This window comes from Allobosea sp. 05L423, from assembly GCF_056397745.1.
Genome location: NZ_JBFTOA010000007.1, coordinates 83,986 through 105,049, shown reverse-complemented (window position 1 = coordinate 105,049; position 21,064 = coordinate 83,986). Strand labels below are relative to the sequence as shown.

18 protein-coding genes and 1 pseudogene are annotated in these 21,064 nt (G+C 67.2%); 6 read left to right on the top strand and 13 right to left on the bottom strand.

Features of this window, described 5'->3' with window-relative positions; all coding sequences use genetic code 11:
- Positions 1-54: 54 nt before the first annotated feature.
- On the top strand, positions 55-753 hold the full coding sequence (locus AC1DNE_RS17680) for a hypothetical protein (RefSeq protein ID WP_441471897.1): 699 nt from the start codon (positions 55-57) through the stop codon (positions 751-753).
- Positions 754-827: 74 nt separating this feature from the next.
- On the opposite strand, the pseudogene AC1DNE_RS17675 reads toward AC1DNE_RS17680, so the two are convergent.
- The 10 genes and pseudogenes from AC1DNE_RS17675 to AC1DNE_RS17630 form a co-directional block, all read right to left on the bottom strand.
- A pseudogene (locus AC1DNE_RS17675) lies at positions 828-1,103 on the bottom strand (3'-5' exonuclease); the annotation flags it as partial.
- 314 nt (positions 1,104-1,417) lie between these two features.
- Positions 1,418-2,125, bottom strand: a complete 708-nt coding sequence (locus AC1DNE_RS17670) for an SDR family oxidoreductase (protein WP_441471896.1) — start codon at positions 2,123-2,125, stop codon at positions 1,418-1,420.
- A complete protein-coding gene (locus AC1DNE_RS17665; protein ID WP_441471895.1) occupies positions 2,122-2,976 on the bottom strand; it encodes a sugar phosphate isomerase/epimerase family protein in 855 nt (284 codons plus the stop codon). Before AC1DNE_RS17665 ends, AC1DNE_RS17670 begins: the two co-directional genes overlap by 4 nt.
- A gap of 15 nt (positions 2,977-2,991) precedes the next feature.
- Positions 2,992-3,606 carry an NIPSNAP family protein gene (locus AC1DNE_RS17660; RefSeq protein ID WP_441471894.1) on the bottom strand — a complete coding sequence of 205 codons (615 nt, stop codon included), beginning with the start codon at positions 3,604-3,606 and terminating at the stop codon, positions 2,992-2,994.
- A 14-nt stretch (positions 3,607-3,620) separates the two neighbouring features.
- Positions 3,621-5,339, bottom strand: a complete 1,719-nt coding sequence (locus tag AC1DNE_RS17655) for an FAD-dependent oxidoreductase (RefSeq protein WP_441471893.1) — start codon at positions 5,337-5,339, stop codon at positions 3,621-3,623.
- Entirely contained in the window at positions 5,339-7,090 is a 1,752-nt protein-coding gene (locus AC1DNE_RS17650) for an FAD-dependent oxidoreductase (protein WP_441471892.1), read from the bottom strand. The genes AC1DNE_RS17655 and AC1DNE_RS17650 overlap by 1 nt, the downstream gene beginning before the upstream one ends.
- Before the next feature lie 7 nt (positions 7,091-7,097).
- The gene (locus AC1DNE_RS17645; protein ID WP_441471891.1) at positions 7,098-7,904 is read right to left on the bottom strand and encodes a shikimate dehydrogenase family protein; all 807 of its coding nucleotides are present in this window, start codon (positions 7,902-7,904) and stop codon (positions 7,098-7,100) included.
- Between the two features lie 23 nt (positions 7,905-7,927).
- On the bottom strand, positions 7,928-10,450 hold the full coding sequence (locus tag AC1DNE_RS17640) for a branched-chain amino acid ABC transporter ATP-binding protein/permease (RefSeq protein ID WP_441471890.1): 2,523 nt from the start codon (positions 10,448-10,450) through the stop codon (positions 7,928-7,930).
- Positions 10,447-11,316, bottom strand: coding sequence for a branched-chain amino acid ABC transporter permease (locus AC1DNE_RS17635; protein ID WP_441471889.1), 870 nt, complete (start codon positions 11,314-11,316; stop codon positions 10,447-10,449). Before AC1DNE_RS17635 ends, AC1DNE_RS17640 begins: the two co-directional genes overlap by 4 nt.
- A gap of 93 nt (positions 11,317-11,409) precedes the next feature.
- Positions 11,410-12,681 (bottom strand): ABC transporter substrate-binding protein, encoded by a 1,272-nt coding sequence (locus tag AC1DNE_RS17630; RefSeq protein ID WP_441471888.1) that lies wholly within the window; start codon positions 12,679-12,681, stop codon positions 11,410-11,412.
- A 196-nt stretch (positions 12,682-12,877) separates the two neighbouring features.
- Between AC1DNE_RS17630 and AC1DNE_RS17625 the strand changes: the two genes are divergently transcribed.
- The 4 genes from AC1DNE_RS17625 (at position 12,878) to AC1DNE_RS17610 (ending at position 16,582) form a co-directional block, all read left to right on the top strand.
- Positions 12,878-13,924 carry a Gfo/Idh/MocA family protein gene (locus tag AC1DNE_RS17625; protein WP_441471887.1) on the top strand — a complete coding sequence of 349 codons (1,047 nt, stop codon included), beginning with the start codon at positions 12,878-12,880 and terminating at the stop codon, positions 13,922-13,924.
- A 4-nt stretch (positions 13,925-13,928) separates the two neighbouring features.
- The gene (locus AC1DNE_RS17620; RefSeq protein WP_199087761.1) at positions 13,929-14,786 is read left to right on the top strand and encodes an IclR family transcriptional regulator; all 858 of its coding nucleotides are present in this window, start codon (positions 13,929-13,931) and stop codon (positions 14,784-14,786) included.
- A 62-nt stretch (positions 14,787-14,848) separates the two neighbouring features.
- The gene (locus tag AC1DNE_RS17615; RefSeq protein ID WP_441471886.1) at positions 14,849-15,748 is read left to right on the top strand and encodes an NAD-dependent epimerase/dehydratase family protein; all 900 of its coding nucleotides are present in this window, start codon (positions 14,849-14,851) and stop codon (positions 15,746-15,748) included.
- Between the two features lie 3 nt (positions 15,749-15,751).
- Complete coding sequence (locus AC1DNE_RS17610; RefSeq protein ID WP_441471885.1) at positions 15,752-16,582, top strand: sugar phosphate isomerase/epimerase family protein; 831 nt, start codon at positions 15,752-15,754, stop codon at positions 16,580-16,582.
- Between the two features lie 15 nt (positions 16,583-16,597).
- On the opposite strand, the gene AC1DNE_RS17605 is transcribed toward AC1DNE_RS17610, so the two are convergent.
- From AC1DNE_RS17605 to AC1DNE_RS17595, 3 genes are read right to left on the bottom strand one after another with little or no spacing between them, the layout of a single operon-like run.
- On the bottom strand, positions 16,598-17,365 hold the full coding sequence (locus AC1DNE_RS17605; RefSeq protein ID WP_441471884.1) for an SDR family oxidoreductase: 768 nt from the start codon (positions 17,363-17,365) through the stop codon (positions 16,598-16,600).
- A gap of 12 nt (positions 17,366-17,377) precedes the next feature.
- Positions 17,378-18,223 carry an SDR family NAD(P)-dependent oxidoreductase gene (locus AC1DNE_RS17600; RefSeq protein WP_441471883.1) on the bottom strand — a complete coding sequence of 282 codons (846 nt, stop codon included), beginning with the start codon at positions 18,221-18,223 and terminating at the stop codon, positions 17,378-17,380.
- Positions 18,220-19,920 carry an FAD-dependent oxidoreductase gene (locus tag AC1DNE_RS17595; protein WP_441471882.1) on the bottom strand — a complete coding sequence of 567 codons (1,701 nt, stop codon included), beginning with the start codon at positions 19,918-19,920 and terminating at the stop codon, positions 18,220-18,222. The genes AC1DNE_RS17600 and AC1DNE_RS17595 overlap by 4 nt, the downstream gene beginning before the upstream one ends.
- 187 nt (positions 19,921-20,107) lie before the next feature.
- Here AC1DNE_RS17595 and AC1DNE_RS17590 point away from each other — a divergent pair, with 187 nt between their 5' ends.
- Positions 20,108-20,977, top strand: coding sequence for a helix-turn-helix domain-containing protein (locus AC1DNE_RS17590; RefSeq protein ID WP_476765558.1), 870 nt, complete (start codon positions 20,108-20,110; stop codon positions 20,975-20,977).
- Positions 20,978-21,064: the final 87 nt, after the last annotated feature.

Here is a 21,064-nt window from a genome sequence, read left to right as displayed (position 1 = left end):
TCGGCCCTATCAATGCCTCCGAGCGCGGCGGTCGCGCGCGGTAGGGGATGACGGGTGCGGATCGATTCCAGTCTTAGAGTCAGCCAAGAGGCCCGGACTCTTGCTAAATATATCGAGGGGCAATCAGGCTACCTTGTCAGAATGCGTCGGCCGGTTCCCAGTGAAGCGGGGTTCCTCGACGTTTGGAACCGCTCATTTGCCAAGGTCGATCCCAATTCGCGAGCCGCTCATGTCGTAGTCAGTGGCGAGCTCGACCATCGAATTGAAGCTCACGAGTTGCGTCACCTGGAGCGCTATCTGGTTGATCGGGTTTGGCAGTTCGCTCCCGCCGAAGCATTGCCGGTACCGCAACGGCGTCAAGTCGCGGCACTCGATAACGACTTGGAGCATTTGACGATTGTGCCGTTCGAACTCGTGCTCCCGGGCGCCGGTGAGTTTTGGGAAGCGCTTTACTCCGAAGTTCTCAAAGGCGTGCCGAACTCAGACCATGTAACTTCTGATCTATCGAGGCATTTGCTCTTTCTTCGTGCCGTTCTGCCCAACTCGGCAGTCAGGCGCGATGCCGAACAAATGGCCGGGGCGATCGGTATCACGGCGAATGTTGACCGGCTGGAGGCTTGGCACAAGCAGGCACCAGACGACAAGGTAGGCCTCGGACGGCTGATGATCGAGCAAGCCGGGCTGCCGGAGGCCTGGTTCAAACTGCAGAGATTTCGACCTACGCCCGACCTCGTTGAGGTCCGAGCCCTTTAGCGCGCTTTCGCGGGATACCTGTTGGGTGCTGCCGACTGCGGCCTTGGACGACGGCCTCCTCGAGGCGCAACAGATCACGCCCGAAACCGATCAACAGCCGTCAGTCGTCGCGTCAGTGGCTCGGCGTCCTCCCAGCAGTAACTGTCAGAACAGAGGTAACGGAGCTCGTCGTCTTAGAGCTCTTCGTCGATTTCTATCCACCAGGCGCGCGGCCTTCCGTCACTCCCCTCCGACCATCGGTAGCCTCTCGCCTTGAGGTGATCCTTCATATCGAAAGGCGCGTTCTCAGCGTAGACGCGAGCTCTGCTCCGAACGCTCGATAGCAATAGCTCCGAGAACGGTCGCGCCCCGCTCGGCCCCGCGCGGAGGCTGCCAATGCCCGCCTACGCGAGGTTTTCCCAAAGGGACGTTTTCTCTCAGGGGGCGGACTGACACTGCGCCAGGGCGGCACGACGGTCCCGGGTCTGGATCTGCTGCAGAGGCTGACCCGGAGAGCGCCGAACAAAGGGGCGAGCGTTGGGATGCCCTGAATGGGACTCTTCAGCCTATGGAGGCAGCGGACCGAGGATGTGTCGCATCTTCAGTCTCCGCATTGACCTAGCCATCCTGAACATCGCGACGAGAGCTGGCCACAAGGTCGGTTCTATGCGTGGATCAAGCACTTTTAGTAAGTCGCGCGACCGCCGGAGAGATCGAAGCAGGCACCGGTCGAAAACGAGCATTCGTCGGACGCCAGCCAGGCGATCATCGCGGCGACTTCCTCCGGTCGTCCGGGGCGTCCCAGCGGGATCTTGGCAACGACCGCTGCATAGGCATCCGGTGTCATCTGCTGGTTCATCGGCGTGGCGATGACCGCGGGCGCAACGCAGTTCACACGGACGTCCGTATCCGCGAGTTCCTTGCCGAGTGACTTGGTCAGGGCGATGACGGCGCCTTTCGCAGCCGAATAGGCCGTCATCGTCGCGTTGCCCTCCTTGCCGGCGATAGAGGCGAGATTGATGATGCGGCCGCTGTTCTGCGCCCGCATGGTAGGCACGATGGCCCGGCAGCACAGGAAGGTGCTGGTCAGGCTGATGTCGACGGTGCGCTGCCAATCTGCGAAGGAATAGTCCTCGATCAGCCTATTGGGGCCGGTGATACCGGCGCAATTGACGAGGATATCGACACGGCCATGCCGGTCGAGCAAGCGTGCTGTCGCCCGCGACACTGCGCCCTCGTCGGTGACGTCGACGTGATCGCCCGCCTCCTCCGCCAGGTCCCAGGTCACGACGGTCGCCCCCGAGGCGGAAAACCGTTCGGCCACGGCGCGGCCGATGCCGCCGCAACCACCGCTGAGCAGGGCTATGCGCCCCTGCAGGTCGATCGCGTTCACAGCGCAGCCTCCGGCCGGCGCAGTGACGCTCCGTTGGCCATCGCAACGTCGCGGGCGGCCAGCGCCATGCGTGTCGCGGCCAGGGCCTGCTTCGCCCATTCGCGGACGCCGAGCTGCGCGGAGCGTTCGAGGTGGGGGATTTCAACGCTGATCGGTAGCTCGGCTGGCAATTGGCTGAAGATGCCGGTGAGATCGATGCCGCCCTCGCCGGGCAGGAGCCGCGCCTGGCGAGCGGTGTGGATCAGCCCCTCGTCGGTCGCCGGAATCTCGCCCGGCGCGTCGCAGATCTGGGCGTAGCTCAGCCGCGCTGCGGGAATCGCGGCGATATCGGCGAGGGTGGTTTGAGAACGACCAGCATGGAGGGCATCGACCAACACGCGGCCGTTCGGCTGGGCCGCGGCGGTGACGATCCGCAGCGCGGAGCGAGCATCGGGCACCTTCGTCCAGGGCATGAATTCGAGATCGCCGGTCAAGCCGAAAGGGGCGGCGGCCTCGCAGAAGGCCGAGAAGGATGCGGTCAGCCGTGCTTCGTCGGGGTCGTCGCCCGCGACGAGGATCGCACGCGCACCGAGCTCGCCGCAGAGATCGAGGAAGGGCCGGAAGGTCTCAACCGAAAAATCCGCGCCCAGCCGGACGATCTCGACGTCGAAGATCGGCACGCCCGAGGCGAGCGCCCGGCGCGTTTCTGCGCTCAATGGGGCATCTTCGATGAGCGGGCTGGCGTCGCCTCCCGGAGCCGCGGGAAGCGCGCGCAGGCCGACGGCGTCGTAGCCGAGGTCGGTGGCGAGACGAATGGCGTCGGGCGGGCTGAGCGGGACGCTGGTGAGATAGGCGAGCGAGATCGTTGGCATGGCCTGTGCTCCCGATCAGGCGAGCGGGGAGATCGCGGTGGGGAGCGCGATCGTCGAATACATCTCGCCGGTCAGCCATTGCGGGCCGCCCTTCGGCGGCCAGAGCCCCTTCGCCACGGCATCGGCGCGGATGGCGGCGCGCTGGTCGAGGCTGGCGAAGGGCCAGATATGGGTGAAGCGTGCCGGGCCATCGAGAGCATACATCGCGATGACGAGCGGCGAGAGTTCGACGCGAGCCGGCACTGCCGCCTCCCAGGCGGTGATCGTGGGAGGCACGCCGCCATGCTTCAGCATATAGGTGCGGATCTCGTAGACGCTCCCGTAACGGCCGGGCTTGATCGGCGGCAGGAAAGGGAAGGGCGCGTAGCTGTCGAATGCGAGCGTCACGATATCCTCGCCGCAGCCGAAGGGGTTGCCGCTGGCGAGGATGCGCTCGCGCTCCCGGCGCAGCTCCGCCTCGTCCGTGAAGCCGCGCAGGAGGATGATCTGGTTCAGCGTGCCGATCTCACTCGCCCAGCAGCCATGGAGCTCTCCCTTCGCCTCACCGGCCTTGAAGGCGGCGTCGATCGCGGCGGTGACGGCGGCGGCCTTGCCGAGGCGGATGGTCAAGGTGGCGATTTCGTAGCGCATGGCTCTCTCCGGCATCAGAAACGGTTGTTGGCGAGCGGCACGCCGCTGGCATGATGGGCGGCGACGTAGCCGAAGGTCATGGCCGGCCCGAGCGTGATGCCGCCGGCCGGATAGCGCCCGGCCATCATGCTCGACATGTCGTTGCCTACGGCATAGAGGCCCGGAATCGGCGCTCCCTCGCCGTCGAGCACGCGCGCCGAGGCATCCGTCTTCAGCCCGGCGAAGGTGCCGAGGCTGCCGGGGGCGATTTTCACGGCAAAGAAGGGGCCGGGTCCGATCGGGCCGACGCAAGGGTTGGGTCGATGCTCGGGGTCGCCCTGCATGCGGTTATAGGGCGTGTCCCCGCGGCCGAAGGCGGGATCGCGGCCTTGTTCTGCCTCGCGATTGTACTGTGTGACCGTCTCGGACAAGCCGGCGCCATCAATGCCGCAGGCGGCGGCGAGCGCCTCGATCGTGTCGCCGCGGCGCAGATAGCCGTTCTGGAGCCAAGAGCCGATCGGGAAGGGGCGGGGCCTTGCGCGGCCGAGTCCATAGCGCCGCAAGAAGGCGTGGTCGCAGATCAGCCAGCATTCGGCGGGCTCGCCGGGCGGCGTGGCAGCGAACAGCGCCTGCATCACGTCGTGATAGGAATCGGCCTCGTTGCAGAAGCGCTGGCCGTCGCGGCGGATCATGATCGCGCCCGGCTTGGCGCGCTCGATCAGATGCGGAAAGCGGCCGACGGAACCGTCCGGCTTCGGCACGAGCGAGACCGGCGCCCAGGCGCCGGCATTGGGCAGGCCGGGCTCCACATGTCCGCCGACCGCCTCGCCGAGCCTGATGCCGTCGCCCGTATTGGCGGAGGGCGCTGCCGACCAATGCTCCCGGCCGGTCGGCGCATGCGGAAACAGTTCGGCCTTGCGCTTGGTATCGTGGGGAAAGCCGCCTGTCGCGAGCACCACGCCGCGCGCCGCCCGGATGCTCTGCCGCCGTCCGCCGGCCTCGACCACGGCTCCGGCGATCTGGTCGCCCTCCCGCAGCATCTCGATCGCGGCCGTGTTGCTCCGTAGCGTCACGCCGAGATCATCGGCCGATTTCAGGAGACGCGCCGCCAGCGCATTGCCGTTGACCAGATGCAGGCCGCGGCCGTGGCCTGCGCGATCGGCGAAATGCCGTGCGAGGCGCTGCAGCACATGCAGGAAGGAGGGGAGTTTGCGCGTGGCATTGAGGAAATGGCGCAGATCGGCGCCGGAGCCAATATTCATGCCGAAGGGCGCCACCTCCTCCAGGGGCGGGCGCAAATCCTTGAGGCGGGCGCCGAGCGCGCGCCCGTCGAAGGGCTTGGCGCAGAGCGAACGCCCGCCGGTGCCGGCGCCCGGAGACTTGCCATGGAAATCCGGGATGAGATTGCCGTCGACGAAATCGACCGCCGTCTCGCGCTGGAAGAAGGAGACCATGCGCGGCCCCTGCTCCAGCAGGGTGGTGACGAAGGTCTCGTCGTAATCCGCACCGAGCTCATGGCGCAGATAGGTGCGGATGATCTCCTCGTCCTCGTCGATCCCGGCCGCCCGGGCGAGCGGGTTGCGCGGAATCCACATCCATCCGCCGGACCAGGCCGTGGTGCCGCCGAAATGGCTATCCTTCTCGACCACGACGACGTCGAGGCCGAGCGCGGCGGCGGTGACGGCGGCGGCGAGGCCGCCGGCGCCCGAGCCGATCACCAGCAGGTCGCAGGATTGCGGCAGCGCCTCGCTCATCACGCAGCCCGTTCCGGCGCCGGAGTGGCTTGCCGGTCCGCGCCCTGGCCGAGCGCATGGCGGACGGCGCGGAAGGCGAAGGTGATCGCCGGGCCGATCGTGATGCCCGGCCCCGGATAGGTGCCGCCCATGATCGAATTCGCCTCGTTGCCGCAGGCATAGAGATGGCCGATCGGCCGGTCGCCTTCGCCCAGCACCTGCGCATCCTCGTCGATGACGAGCCCGGTCGCGGCGCCGATATCGCCGGGCGTCAGCTTGACCGCGTAGAAGGGTGCGGTCGCGATCGGGCCGAGCGTCGGGTTCGGGAAGCCGCGCGAGGCATCGCCATTGATGCGGTGGTAGTCGGTCGTGCCGCGGCCGAATTCGGGGTCGACGCCGCTGCGGGCGTATTCGTTCATCCGGGCGACGGTTTCCGACAGCTTTGCCGGGTCGATCGCGAGCTTGGTCGCGAGATCGGGGATCGTCGCACCTTCGATCAGATAGCCGTCGGCCAGGAAGGGCTGCAGGTTCTTCGTGCCCATGCGGACCATGCCGAGGCCGTAGCGCCGCAGGCCCTCGGCATCGGTGACGATCCAGCAGGGGATCGTCGGGCGGTTGCGATTGGCCTCGAACATCGCCCGGCTGAACAGATGGTAGGAGGTCGATTCATTGACGAAGCGGCGGCCGGTCTGGTCGACGCAGACGGTGCCGGGCTTGCTGCGGTCGAGCACGAAATGCGGGAAGACCGCGGTCGTCCCGTCCGGCCGCTTGCGGGTCGAGACCGGAGCCCAGAAGGCGTTGTCGAGATTGCCTTCGCCGAAGCGCGCGCCGAGCTTCAGCGCGAGATCCTGCATCGCGCCGGTATGTCCGGGGGCGGCCGGGCTGACGGCAGGCGTGGGCGCATTGAGCATCTCGCCGCGCCGCTGGGGATGGCGGTTATAGCCGCCGGAGGCGAGCACGACGCCGAGCTGCGTCGCGATGGAACGGTGGGCGCCGTCCTGCGCGACGACGACGCCGTTGACGCCGGCCGACCCCGTTAGAAGTTCCGTCACCGAGGCGTCCGTCAGCACCGTGCCGCCGTGCTTCTTCAGGGTCAGGAGCAGGCTGCCGATCAAGGCGTTGCCCATGACCAGCCGCGTGCCGCGATGCCCGTGCAGGCGGTCCAGCCCGTAACGGCCGAGGATACCGGCCGCATGCCGGAACGATTTCCAGGATTTGCGCAGGTTGAGCAGGTGGCCGATATCGGTGCGGTCGATCATCATGCCGCCGAACAGCGTGAATTCCGGGATCGGCGGACGAATGCGGGTCATGTCGGCGCCGAGCCGGCGTCCGTCGAAGGGCGCCGGTTCCAGGGCGCGGCCGCGCAGCGTCGAGCCCTCGACATCCGATTCATAGTCCGGATGGGTCGCATAGGGCCGGAAATGGACGTCGGTGCGGCTCTCCAGCGTCGCGATGGCCTGGGGCCCGGCGCGCAGGAAGGCGTCGCGCAGGCGCGCGGAGGAGCGGTTGCCGACGACGCCGTCGAGGAAGCGGGAGACCTTTTCGAGGCTGTCCCCGGTCGCGACCTTCGCCGCGTGCATCGAATTGGGGATCCAGGTCGTGGCGGCCGAGAGCGCGCTCGTACCGCCGACATGCTCGGTCCGCTCGATCACGAGGACGGAGCGGCCCTCGATCGCGGCAAAGACCGCGGCCGACAGGCCGGCGGCGCCCGAGCCGACGACGATGAGATCGTATTCCCCCTGCTCGGGCAGGGCCTTCAGCGTCGTGAACATGGCGACCTCAGCCGATGCGCTCGCCGGCGAGCAGGAAGTCCACCATCGCGCTCTGCAGCGCCTGGTACATCTGCGTGCCCGTAGAAGTCCGGCATCCCCGAGCGCGCGCCGCTTCGATCAGCGGCGAGATGGCGGGAACGGTGATGACGCAGCCGACGAAGGTGTCCGGTGAGAGCTTTTCGACCTCGACCGGCAGTGCGTCGCCCGCCTTCATGCCGGCCGGGGTGGCGTTGGCGACGAGGCCGAAGCCGGTCGGATCCGGCGAGCCGGCGAAGACCCTGGCCTTGCCCTTGCGGTTCAGCCGCGCGATCAGTTCGTCGCGCCGGGCCGTATCGGCGTCATGAATCGCGAGCTCACTGACGCCGGCATCGACGAGTGCGAGCGCGATGGCCGAGCCGGCGCCGCCCGCGCCGATCAGCAAGGCGCGCTTGCCCGCGGGCTCCCCGCCATTGGCCTTGACCGCCCCGACGAAGCCGAGCCCGTCGACCATCTCGCCATGCCAGGCGCCGTCCTTGCGGCGGCGCATGATGTTGACCGCGCCGAGGAAATCGCCGCGCTCGGTCGCGCTGGCGCAGTGGCGGTGGCAGGTGAATTTGTGCGGGACGGTGACGATGATGCCGTCGAGATTCGGCAGGTGGTCGGCGGCTTTGAGGAAGGCTTCGAGATGCTCGGGCGCGACGCGGACGGGAGCGACGATGCCGTCATGGCCACGCTCGGCGAAAGCGGCGGTCATGCCGCCCGGCGATTTCACCTGCGCGATCGGCTCGCCGACGATGACGTTGAGGCGGGTGGCCCCGGTGATCTGGAAATCCACGGTCTTTCTCCTCTCGCGGCCCCTCAGGCCGCGCATTGTCCCTGGGTTTCGACGACGCCGAGCAGGCGGGCCTGCATCGCCTCGTCATGTTCGAGCTCTGCGGCATCGCCTGCGAAGGCGACCTGCCCGTTGACCAGCACATAGGCCCGGTCGACGATCGGCAGCACCAGCTCGGCATGATGCTCGACGATCACCATCGCGACGCGCCCGCGCAGCTTCACCAAGGCCTCCATGACCTCGTTGACGACGGCCGGCGCCAGCCCCTCGAAGGGCTCGTCGAGCAGGATGAGCTTGCTCGGGACCATTAGGGCGCGGGCGATCGCCACCATCTGGCGCTCGCCACCGGAGAGGTTCTCTGCCTTGGCCGCCTGCCGCGTCTTGAGGCGCGGGAACAGGGTGAAGGCCTCCTCCAGGCTGATGCCGCCCGGGCGCTGGGCGAGCAGCAGATTCTCGGTCACGGTCAGGTTCGGGAAGAGGCGCCGGCCCTCCGGCACCAGCGAGACGCCGAGCCGGTTGATCTCGAAGGGGCGAAGCTTGCGCAGATCCGTGCCGGCGAAGCGGATGCTGCCCCGGTCGAGTGGCAGGCTGCCCGTCAGCGCCCGCAGCAGCGTCGTCTTGCCGACGCCGTTGCGGCCGAGCAGCGCCACCGCCTCGCCTTCACGGATCGTCAGGTCGATGCCCGAGAGGACCGTGCTGCCGCTATAGCCGGCGGCGATGTCCGAGGCATCGAGCAGCACGGGGCTTGCCGCGCCCTTGCTGCGGTTCACGGCCGGCGCCGTGGCGCGCTCGCCATCCTTGGCGGCGCCGAGATAGGCGGCGATCACCTCCGGGTTGCGCGCGACGTCGGCCGGCTTGCCGTCGGCGATCATGCGGCCCTGATGCAGCACCGAAATGCGGTCGGAGATGGCAAGCACGCGGTCGATATCGTGCTCGATCAGCAGGACGGCATGACGCTGGGCGAGCCGACGGATCAGGTCCGCGACGACGATCCGGTCGGCCTCGGCGAGGCCGGCCAGCGGCTCGTCTAGCAGCAGCAGCTTGGATTCGATCGCCAGCGTCACCGCGATCTCGAGCAGGCGTTTGGCGCCGTGCGGCAGGTCCTGGCTGGTCTCGGCAGCCTGCTCGACGAGGCCGACCGCATCGAGCAGCGACCAGCTGCGCGCATTGATGTCCTCGATGTCATGGGCGTCGCGCAGCAGGCCGCGGGCGCCGAGGCGCTGCGCCTGCACGGCGATGCGGACATTCTCGAACACGGTCAGGTTCGGGAAGATCGAGAGGATCTGGAAGGAGCGGGCGATGCCGAGCCGGGCGCGGGCATGCATCGGCAGCCTAGTGATGTCGCGGCCTTCGAAGAAGACCTGGCCGGCGCTCGGCGGCAGCACGCCGGTGAGCATGTTGTAGAAGGTCGTCTTGCCGGCGCCATTCGGGCCGATGATCGAGTGCAGGACGAAGGGCCTGATCTGAAGATCGATCTCCCTGGCGGTGACCAGGCTGCCGAACTGCTTGGAGAGCTTGCGTGTCTCCAGGACCGGCTTGTCCGGGTCCATGGCCTGTGCGGCGCTGACATAGGGCTCGATCACGGCCGGGCGCGGCGGAATCGTGTTGCGCGTCAGCGTCCAGCGCTGGCGCCCACTGAGGCGCTGCACGAGCCCGGTGATGCCTTCGGGCGAGAGCAGCGCGAACAGGATCAGGATCGGCGCGAAGATCAGCCACCAGTTCTCGGTGACGGCCGAAAGCCGGTTCTCCAAGATGATGAAGCTGATCGCGCCCCAGAGCGGGCCGAGGAAGTGATGGACGCCCCCGAGTACCGTCATGAGCAGGGCGTCGCCCGCATGCTGCCAACTCAGATTATTGGCGTAGACACCCTGCAGCAGGAAGGTCAGCAGCGAGCCGGCGAAGCCGACGAAGCCCGCCATCAGCACGAAGGAGCCGAGCCGCAGAAGATAGACGTTGAAGCCGAGGCTGCGCGCCCGCTGCTCATTGTCGCGCACCGCCTGCAAGGCCCGCCCGAAGGGCGAATGCACGATGCGCCAGAGCAGCCAGACGCCCGCCACGACGCAGGCGATGACGAAGCCATGGAAGGCGAGATCGTTTGGGAAGGTCGGGCGCGCGACGCCCTGCAGCCCGTTCTCGCCGCCGGTGACGGCCGTCCATTTGAAGGCGACCTCGAAGGCGATCTGGGAGCAGGCCAGGGTCAGCAGCGAGAAATAGAGGCCCTTGCGGCGCAGGACCAGTGCGCCGAGCACGAGGCCGAGCGCCAGCGAGAACAGCACGGAGAGCAGGATGCCGCCAATGTCGTTCGACATCCGGCCGAGCATGAAGAAGGCGGCGGCATAGCTGGCGCAGCCGAAGAAGACGGAGGCGCCGAAGGGGACGAGCCCGGTATAGCCGACCAGCAGGTTCACCCCCATGCCGTAGAGCGTGTAGATGGCGATCTGGGTGATCAGCCCCACGGGTGCGCCGAGCATCAGCCACAGTCCGGTCAGGGCGCAGAGGACGAGGCCGACCCAGAGGGCGGGATGCGTGAAGAGGGTGCGAAGGCTCATTCGAAGCGCTCCCATTTTTCGCCGAAGAGGCCGCGAGGGCGCACGAGCAGGATGGCCGCCATCAGCACGTACATGGCCGCGCCCGACCATTCCGGCTGGAACTGGATGGTCATGGCGATGGTGATGCCGACGAGCAGCCCGGCGATGATGGCGCCTGCATAGGAGCCGAGCCCGCCGATGGTGACGATGACGAAGGCCGGCATGATGGCGCTCGCCGCCATCGAGGGCGTCACCGTCCAGAGCGGTGCCGCCAACAGCCCGGCGAGGCCGGCGAGCAGGCAGCCGATGCCGAAGACGAAGCTGAAGACGACGGGCAGGTTGATGCCGAGGAGGCCGACCATCTCGGCGTCGCGGGAGCCCGCCCGGATGATGCGGCCGAAGGGCGTGTAGGTGAGGAAGGCCCAGAAGGCGACGAGGGCTGCGATCGTCACCATGAGGACGAAGAGCCGGTACTTGGTCAGCAGGATCGGGCCGTATTCGACGAAGCCTGCGAGGAAGCGCGGTGCGCTGAACGGCAGGGGCGCGCCGCCGAAGATCATCCGCAGAATGGCTTCGATGAGAAGCGCCAGCGCGAAGGTCAGGATCAGGCCGAGAAGAGGTTCCTTGCCGTAGAGATGGCGGATCAGGACGACCTCGACCACCATTCCGATGCCGCCCGTCAACAGCGGCGCAAGCAGCGCGGCCCACCAGCCGAATTCACGGGCGAGGACCAGCGCGAGATAGGCGCCGAGCGCGAAGAAGGCGCCGTGGGCAAAGTTCACGATGCCGAGCAGGCCGAAGATGATCGACAGCCCGATCGCGATCAGGACGTAGAGAAAACCGAGGATCAGACCGTTGACGGTCTGGGACAGTATCATGTCCAACATGGATTGGCCGCTCCTGCAAAGGACGCGAGGGACGCGCGGGACGGGCAGGCCGCACGATACTGCGCGGCCGCATCGACGTCGGGGATGGCTGCCTCAGACGGCGTCCATCTTGCAGGCGCTGTCGGCCTGGCTGCCGAAGGCTTTCTCGATATCGGCCGTGGTTTTTGGCAGTTCGGCCTTGATGTCGAAATAGTCCCACTTGTCGGTTATCTTCGGCTTGATGCCGGCGACCAGAAGGCGACTGATCATCTGGTGATCGAAGTCGCGATAGTGCACGTCGAGTCCGTCGCGCTTGGTCGACCACTTTTCGAGTGCCGCGACGATTGCAGCCGAATCCGTCGACTTCGCCGCCTCGATCGAGTCGAGCAGGGTCTTCATGCCCATCCAGCCCATCCAGGCCTTGTCGGCGGCGGGGCGCCCGTATTTCTTCTCGTAGGCGGCGGCCATCGCCTGTTCTTCGGGCGGGTTGTTGGGGTTCTTGTAGTACCAGGTGATGGTGTAGAGGCCGTCGGCCGCGTCGGGGCCGACGCCCCAGAGATCGGTGTTGCCGACCGAGATCTCGGCGAAGGGTATGCGGCCCTTCATGCCGAGCTCGTTCCACTGTTTCAGGAAGGTGGTGAGGTCGCTGGCGGCGATGCCGCCGATGACGACGTCGGGCTTGGCCTGCCGGATCTTGAGGATGAAGGAGGAATAGTCGGGCGTGCCGACCGGCACCTCATCGGCGCCGACGATGGTGATGCCGTTGGCCTTCGCGTATTCCTCGAAGGAGCGCTTGATGTCCTGGCCGAAGGCATAGGCCGCGGTCAGCAGATACCATTTCTTGCCGACATCGGCGCAGTAGGGCGCCAGCACCCGCACATGCACGTCGACCGGCGGCTGCAGGCGGAAGGTGTATTTGTTGCAGGACTTGCCGGTCAGCTCGCCGGTCGCGGCGTTGGCGGCGATGTAGGGCACCTTGGCCTTTTTGGCGACCGCCGAGATTGCGAGAGCGAAGGAGCTGAGCGCGCCGCCGACCATGCCGACGACCTTGTGCTCGCCGACGAGACGCTCGGCATTCTGCTGGGCGCCTTGCGGGTTGGGCTCGTCGAGCCAGACGATCTCGGCGGGGCGGCCGAGCAGCATGTTGTTGCGCTGTTCCAGCGCCAGCATGCCGCCCTGGGCGAGATACTCCGATTGATCGACGATGGTGCCGGTCTTGGCCCAGATCATGCCGATCTTGATCGGCTCGGCCGCAGCGGCATTGCCGATATAGGGCATCCCGAGCTTGGCCGAGACGATGCCGCTGGCGCCTAGTGACCCGGCGCCGAGGAGCAGGCTGCGGCGCCCGATGGCGCTGGTGAATGATGGTTTGCGAGCGTCTGTCACGACGTCCTCCCTGTCTGGCGTTCCCTTGCCGCGTCGATCTTCTTGTCGGTCCGTCCGTTTCGGCGGCGTGCGGCGGCGAAGGCTGTAACATAACTGGAATCTAATTCCACTATTAATTTCAGAATTGGAATTCTATTCTGATTTGTGTTGACGCTCCCCGGTGCGGCCGACATAAACGGGGGTGGGAGAGAAACGCATGAAACCGCTATCGATCGGGCTCGTCGGAGCCGGTGCCATTGGCCGCATGCATGCCGATGTGATTGCAGGCAGCGGCTTCGCGGAGATCGTTGCCGTCGCCGATCCGACCGAGGCCGGCCGCCTCTACTGCCTGGAGCGTGGGCTGCCCTGGTGCTCAAGCCACCACGCGCTGCTCGAAGCGGGCGGCGTCGAAGCGCTCATCATCGCCACGCCTAACCAGAGCCATCTGGAGATCGGTCTGGCGGCGATCGCCCATGGCGTCCCCGCGCTGATCGAAAAGCCGGTCGCGGTCACTGTGGCGGAAGGGGAGGAGCTGTCGGCGGCATCGGCCAAGGCCGGCGTGCCGATCCTCGTCGGGCATCACCGCCGGCACAATCCGATCATCGCCAAGGCGCGCGAACTGGTGGGGCAGGGCGCGCTCGGGCGGCTGACGAACGCGACGGTGCTCTACACGTTCTTCAAGCACGACGCCTATTTCGATCTGGCCTGGCGGCGGGAGCCGGGCGGCGGGCCAATCCTCATCAACCTGATCCACGAGATCGACCTGATCCGCTTCGTCTGCGGCGAGGTTGCGGCCGTGCAGGCGGTGACGTCGGGCCGCGTCCGGGGCCTGCCGGTCGAGGATACGGCGGCGGTGCTGCTGGAACTCGAGAACGGCGCGCTCGTCACGGTCAGCCTGTCCGACACCGCGGTCACGCCCTGGAGCTGGGATTTGGTTTCGGGCGAATTGCCGAACTATCCCCGGCAGGAGAAGCCGGTGAACTCGCACTTCATCTCGGGCACGGAAGGTTCGCTGGCGCTGCCCAGCCTCGACCATTGGCGCTATGACGGCGAAAAGAGCTGGTTCGCCCCGATCACGCAGGAGGCGATCCCGATCGAGCGCGAAAGCCCCTACATACGCCAGCTCCGTCACCTCTTCGACGTCGTGCGCCACGGTGCCCGGCCGCTGATCGATGCCGCCGATGCGACGCGTACGCTGAAAGTGACCCTTGCCGTCCAGGACGCGGCGCGCCAGAGACAGCGTCTGGAGATGCAGTTTGGATAGGGCGATGGCAAAGCGGATCGAGGACGAGGCAGGGCTGGACGATACCGAGCAGGCCCCGAGCGGCCTCCTCGAGCGCACTCTCGGCGTTCTCGAACTGCTCGCGCAGAATGCGCGGGGGCTGCCGCTCTTCGAGATCGCCGAGCGGCTGAAGATTCCGCGCAGCGCCACCCATCGTGTGCTCTCCAGCCTCGCCGATCATGGCTATGTCAGGCAGGAGCGCCATCACGGCACCTATGAGCTGACCGCCAAGATCGCATCGCTCGCCTTCAGCTTCCTGGCGGGGACGGGCATCACCGATCTCGCCCAGCCGATCCTCGATCATCTCGCGCGGGAATCGGCGGAGCTGGTGCGCCTCGCCCTGATCGACGGACGTGAGCTCGTCTGGGTGGCGAAATCGCAGGGCTCGCCCTTCGGGCTGCGCTACGATCCCGATATGGGGCAGGCGGGCCGGCTGTCCTGCTCGGCCAGCGGGCATGCCTGGCTGTCCTGCCTGCCGGAGGAGGAGGCGATCGCGCTCATCGAGCGGCAGGGCTATGGCTCGCGCGAGGAGTTCGGCCCGCGCGCGCCGCAGACGCAAGCGGCGGTGCTGAAATATCTGCGCCAGGCGCGCAAGCGCGGCTTCAGCATCGTCGTCCAGACCTATTCGCCCTGGATGAACGCGACCGCCGCTCCGATCCGCAATCCGCAGACGAAGGACGTGGTCGGCGCCGTGGTGATCGCGGGGCCGCATATCCGATTGACGGAAGAGAAGATGCTGGCGCTATCGCCGATGCTGCTCAGCGCCGCGCGGGAATTGTCGCTGGCGATGGGAGCGAGCCCCAGCCTCGCCTCCCGGCAATCGCGAGGGCCGTTCTTCGGCTGAGCCGGCTTCGCTCCGTCGAGGAGGAACCGCCCGGCAGGCCGGCGACACGACGGGAGGTTCGATTGAAGGTTCTCATCACCGGCGGCGCCGGCTTCCTCGGCGCCTGGATCTGCCGGCGCCTGTCGTGTCGCGGCGACGCCATCCGAATCTTCGACCGGGCCGAGAACCGGGCGACCACCGCGGCGATCGCAGGTAGCGAGGCCGCCGCGGCCTGCGAATGGGTAACGGGCGATATCGTCGACGGCGAGGCTGTTGCGGCTGCTGCGCGTGGCTGCGACGCGATCATCCACCTTGCCGGCGTGCTGACGCTGGCCTGCAAGGAGAATCCGGTTCGTGGCGCTGAGATCAACCTGATCGGAACGCTCAACGTCTTCGAGGCAGCGCTGCGCCACGGCATCGGCAAGGTCGTCTACACCAGCAGCGCCGGTGCCTATGGGCCGCAGAGCGGTGAGCTTCCGGTACCCACCTCGCATTACGGGGCGTTCAAGCTCGCCTGCGAGGGCAGTGCGCGGGCCTATTTCGCCGATCACGGCCTCTCCAGCATCGGCTTCCGGCCTTATGTCGTCTACGGGCCGGGCAGGGACAGCGGCCTCAGCGCCGGGCCTTCCCTTGCCTGCCGGGCCGCGGCGCGTGGCGAACCCTATGTCTTTCCCTATGAAGGAATGGCGGGGCTCGTCTATGCCGGCGATGTCGCTGCGGCCTATGACAGCGCGCTGCGCCACCAGGTCGCGGGAGCGCATGTCTTCAACATGATCGGCGAACAGGCCGCGCCGGAAGACGTGATCGCCGAACTGCTCAAGCTGGCCCCGGATTGCGACATCCGCCGTGGTGGCGCGCCGATGCCCTCGGCGCCGGAGATCGCGGAAGGTCCGTTGCGGGAGGTCCTCGCCGACGTGCCCTTCACATCGCTTCGGGAAGGCATCGCCCGAACCTTCGCCTTCTATCGCGACGGGAGCCTGTAGCAGATGCGGCTTGCTGCCCATACCTTCGGCTTCGTCTGGCAGGAGAGCGCCGAGGCCGCGCTGGAGGCCATCGCCTCGGCCGGCTTCCGTCATGTCCAGCTCATGGCCGCGCCGCCGCATTTCGATCCCTGGCGCGACGATGCCGCACGCACGGCGCGCTTGCGGGAATTGATCGCGCGATACGGCCTCGAGCTGCTGGCCGGCGATCTCGCGAGCAGCGACATCAATCTGGCGAGCGCTTCCACGGACGTAGTGAGTTTCTCGGTCGATGCCTATAAGCGGCTGATCGCGCGCTGCGCCGAGCTTGGGGCTGCTGCGGTCTGCGTCGGCTCCGGGCGACGGCATGCCCTGCTTGCCAAGGCGAACGACCGGGTGATGGAAAGCTTCCGCCCGGCCTTCCGCGAGATCGTCGCCGAGGCCCGGCGCCATGGTTTGTCCGTCGGGCTCGAAAACCATCCGCAGGGTCTGCTCGCCGGTGCCGGCACCATCCGCCGGTTCATCGAGGAGGAGGGCTATGGGGACGTCACGGCGATCTACGATGTCGCAAATGCTGTCGCGATCGGCGAGGACCCGATCGAAGGGCTGGCGACGCTCGCTCCCCATCTCAGCATCGTGCATCTTTCCGACAGCCAGGCCGGGCAGTGGCGGCACGACCCGATCGGCAGCGGGATCATCGATTTCGGCGCGATCGGGCGGGAGCTGCGACGGCACGGCTATAAGGGGGCGGTTGCGCTCGAAATCCTCTCGGAGAAGCCGCTGAAGGGCCTCCTCGACGGCGCGCGCAAGCTCGTTGCGGATGGATGGCGTTTCGAAGAGCCGCTGCCCCGGTTGTGAAAACCCCAAAGCGGCTCAGCCGGACGATGCGTCGCCGGCATCGGAAAAGGCCTGCCAGCCGCCATCGACGCTGAGGATCGCGCCGGTGACATAGGAGGCCGCCGGCGAGCACAGGAACCAGCCGGCCTCGGCGATCTCCTCGGGCTCTGCGAGGCGGCCCATCGGGATGCGGCGCTCCAGCTTTGCCCGGTCGATGCGGCCGGCGGCCTCCAGCGTCCTGACCAGCGCCGTTCCGACATAACCGGGCGCGAGCGCGTTGACCCGGATGCCAAGGCCGGCCCATTCGCAGGCGAGGTTCTTCGTGATCTGGGCAATGCCTGCCTTGGCGGCGCCGTAGGCATTGCGGCGCGGCAGGCCGCCGAGCCCGGCGATCGAGCTGATGTTCAGGATCGCGCCGCCGCGATCCGCCATCACGCGCGAGACTTCCCGCGACATCAGGAAGGTGCCGTTGAGATGGACTCTTAGCACCCGCTCGAAATGGCCGATATCCTGTTCGAGCGTCGGCAGATGCGTGTCCCCGATGCCGGCGTTGTTGACGAGAATGTCGATGCCGCCCAGCGCGGAGGCTGCTGCCGTCACAGTGGCGCGGACGGAAGCCTCGTCGGAGACGTCGCAGGCAAGCGCGATGTGCCCGGCTCCGAGCTCCGCCGCGCGGGCCGCGGCTCGTTCGCCCGCGATATCGACGAGCGCGACGCGGCAGCCGGCAGAGGCGAAGCGGCGGGCCAGCGCCCAGCCGATGCCGTCGGCGGCGCCCGTGATGATCGCGGCGGGTTCCTTGGCCATGATCGGTCTCCGTCAGCCTGCCGTCGCGCCGCCGGGCGTATGGCCCGGCCGCGGGATCAGGCTCATCAATCCGCGCGTGAAGCCGCCATCGACCGTGATCTCCTCGCCATTGACGTAAGCTGCCTGGTCGCTCGCCAGGAACAGCACGGCATCGGCGATGTCCTCGGGCTGCCCGATCCGTCCCTGCGGCACGGCCGCCTCACGTCGGCGCTTCAAGGCCGGGTCGGCGTAGAAGTTCTGGCTCATCGGCGTCAGCACGAGGCCCGGGCTGACGACGTTGCTGCGGATGCCCTGAGGCCCCCATTCGAGCGCGATCTGCCGCGACAGCATGACGATGCCGGCCTTGCTGACGCTGTAGGCGCCGCTAAAGCCTTGCGCATGCGTCCCCGCGACCGAGGCGATGTGGACCACGGAGCCGCCACCGTTCGGACGCATCTGGCGTGCGAAGGCCTGGGCGCAGAGAAAGTAGCCGGTCAGGTTGACCGCGAGCACAGCATTCCATTCCGCCAGGCTCAGGGTTTCCAATGCGCCGGGCCGCAGCAATGCGGCATTGTTGACCAGCACCCGGCAAGGCCCGAATTGCGTCCGGCAGGCCTCGGCCGCGGACTCGATGCTCGCAGGGTCCGAGACGTCGCAGGCGAAGACGGCGCCTCCCGCTCCGATCTGCCGGATGGCGGCAAGCGTCGCTTCGGCCGCAGCCGGTGAACGATCCAGCATCGCGATCCGCGCGCCCGCCCCGGCGAGGGCGAGGGCGATCGCACGGCCGAGCCCGCCGCCGGCGCCGGTGACGACGCAGACGGAATCCTTCAAGCCCGGCATGGCCATGGCGTCGTTGCCCATCGTCTTCACCCCGCTCATGGTTCGCGGCCGGCAAGGTGACAGCCGGCCAGATAGCCGAAGGTCATGATCGGGCCCAGCGTGATCCCCGCGCCGGGATAGCTGCCGCCCATCATGCTCGCCCTGTCATTGCCGACGGCGTAAAGGCCCTCGATAGGCTCGCCGCCGGCCGTGAGCACGCGCCCGATGACATCGGTCGAGAGCCCGTCGAAGGTGCCGAGGTCGCCCATCACCAGCTTCAACGCGTAGAATGGAGCTTTCCGGATCGGCGCGACGGTCGGATTCGGCTTGTGCTCGAGGTCGCCGAGGAAACGGTTGAACGCGCTGCGCCCGCGACCGAAAGCGGGGTCCTCGCCGCGTTCGGCATGGCGGTTGAAGCGCTCGACGGTCGCCTCTAGCCCCACCGCGTCGATGCCGGCAGCCTTTGCGAGTTCCGCCAGCGTACCGCCGCGCTTGAGATAGCCGCTGCGAACATAGCGGCCGGTCGGGACCGGCGCGGGCTTGGCGAAGCCGAGGCCGTATTTGCGGATCGCGACATGATCGCAGATCAGCCAGGCCTCCGTCGCCCCACCCTGCGCATTGTCGGCGATCATGGCGGCGCCGACGTCATGATAGGACTCCGACTCGTTGGTGAAGCGCCGCCCGGCGCGGTTCACCGCGATCACGCCCGGCTTGTAGCGATCCACGAGGTGCGGAAAGACGCCGATGCGCCCCTTGGCCAGCGGTACTTCCGAAACGGGCATCCAGGCGGCAGCGTTGGGATAGCGGATCTCGCAACGCCCGCCCGCGGTCTCCGCCAACCGGATGCCGTCCCCGGTGTTGCCGGCCGGGGTGGGCGAGACATGGCGGCCGCCGCGGGCGACATGGGGATAGGCCACGGCCAGCCGCGCCGCATCGTGCGGAAAGCCGCCGCAGGCGAGCACCACCGCACGGCGCGCGCGGATGCGCTTCCTCTCCCCTCCCGAAGAAAAGCGAGCGCCAACGACTCGTCCGCCCTCGACGATGAGCCCTTCCGCCGGCATCTCGGTCAGGATCGGGATACCGAGATCGAAGGCCGTTCTGGCCAGGCGCGCCGCCAGCGCGTTGCCGCTGGTCACCTGCACGCCGCGCCGGTACTGCGCGAGATCCTTGATATGGGAGGCGAGGCGGCGCGCGACATAGAGGGCCGAGGTCAGAGAGCGCGTCGCCCGGAAGAAGTGCTTCAAATCCTCGTTGGAGGAGTTGAACATCATGCCGATGAACGTGATCGTCTCAAGCGGCGGGCGCAGCCGCCCAAGCTCCTTACCGAGGCCGCGTGCATCATAGGGCATGGCCGTCAGCGACCGTCCCTTCGGCACGCCGCCCGGCGCATCCGGGTGATAGTCCGGGTAGTTCGACAGCAGGAAGCGGACCTCGGTCTCGCGCTCGAAGAAGTCGATCATGCGCGGACCCGTGTCGAGGAAGGCCTCGACGACGTCCTCGGCGTAAGAGTTCCCGGCCTCCTGCCGCAGATAGGTGCGGGCCGCCTCGCGGGAGTCGGACAGGCCCGCCTTCGCCGCGTGAGCGTTGCCGGGGATCCAGAGCACGCCGCCGGAATAGGCCATAGTGCCGCCGAAGTACCGATCTTTTTCCGCGACGATGACGTCCAGGCCGTGAATGCGGGCGGTCACCGCAGTTGATAATCCGCCCGCGCCGGCTCCAATCACCAGCACGTCGCATTCCTCGTCTTGAGCAGTCATGCCGATCTCCTTCCGGCGCGGACAAGCAGCCAATTGGGGCTTTTGGTCCGGTCAGATAGCGCTTCCTCCTCCCGACGAGCTGCGGGAGCTTGCTGCGAAAGGCTAGATCGTCGGCGAGGAAGAGCAATGGACGCAGAACGAAACTATTTGTACTTTTCCCGCGACTGATCCCGAGCCGCGAGACGCTGTGACCGCCGAACTGATCGAGCGCTACAGGCTGTATGGCGAGCCGGTCAGGCACGTCGAGCCGCGCTTCATCCATGTGGAGCCCATCCGCGAGCGCAGCGGCTACCATCAATGGAAGATTGCGCCCCACGCTCATCGCGAGCTGCATCAACTCCTGCTCGTCTCCGCGGGTGGGGGCACGATGATAAGCGAAGGCCAGTGCTTCGCGGTTAAGATGCCGGCAGTCCTCGTTATTCCGGCCGAGACCGTGCATGGCTTCGATTTTGCTCCCGGCACGGATGGCTGGGTTATCTCGATCGCGCTGACGGCTCTTCCCGCATCCGCGAGCTCCGATCGCTTGATCTCGACGCTCTTGGATCAGTCGCGCTGCGTCGGCCCCATCGATGGCGAGGCCACTCGGGAGATAGGCCAGTGCTTCCAATCGCTATCCAACGAGCTCACCTGGGGCGGGGCCGCGCGCAACCTTGCGATCGAAGGGGAGATTCTCAGGCTGCTGGTCTCGTTCACCCGTGCAGCCCTGGCGACCGACGTGGCGGCCGCGTCGCTGTCCGACGCAGAATCCAGCTTGCTGAGCCGCTTTCGCGCGCTCGTGGAAGCGCACTTTGCCGACCATCTCCCTGTCGCCGCTTACGCGCGCAAGCTGGGGGTCTCCGAAGACCGTCTGCTGATGGTCTGTCGAAAGCGCTTCGATGCTCCACCACTTCAGATCATCCATCGGCGCATCATGGTCGAAGCCCAGCGCTGGTTGCTGTACAGCTCGACGCCAGTCGGACAAATCGCCGAGGCGCTCGGCTTTCGAGACGCCGGCTATTTCTCGCGGTTTTTCACAAAGCGATTGGGTATCAGCCCGCGCGGGCTACGCGGCGATTGAGCAAGCGCCCAGAGCGCGTCAGGTCAAGGCGACTCATCCGCATCCACCAGCACTGATCGTCGGACCCTCCATGCGCGTTGCTCGGCC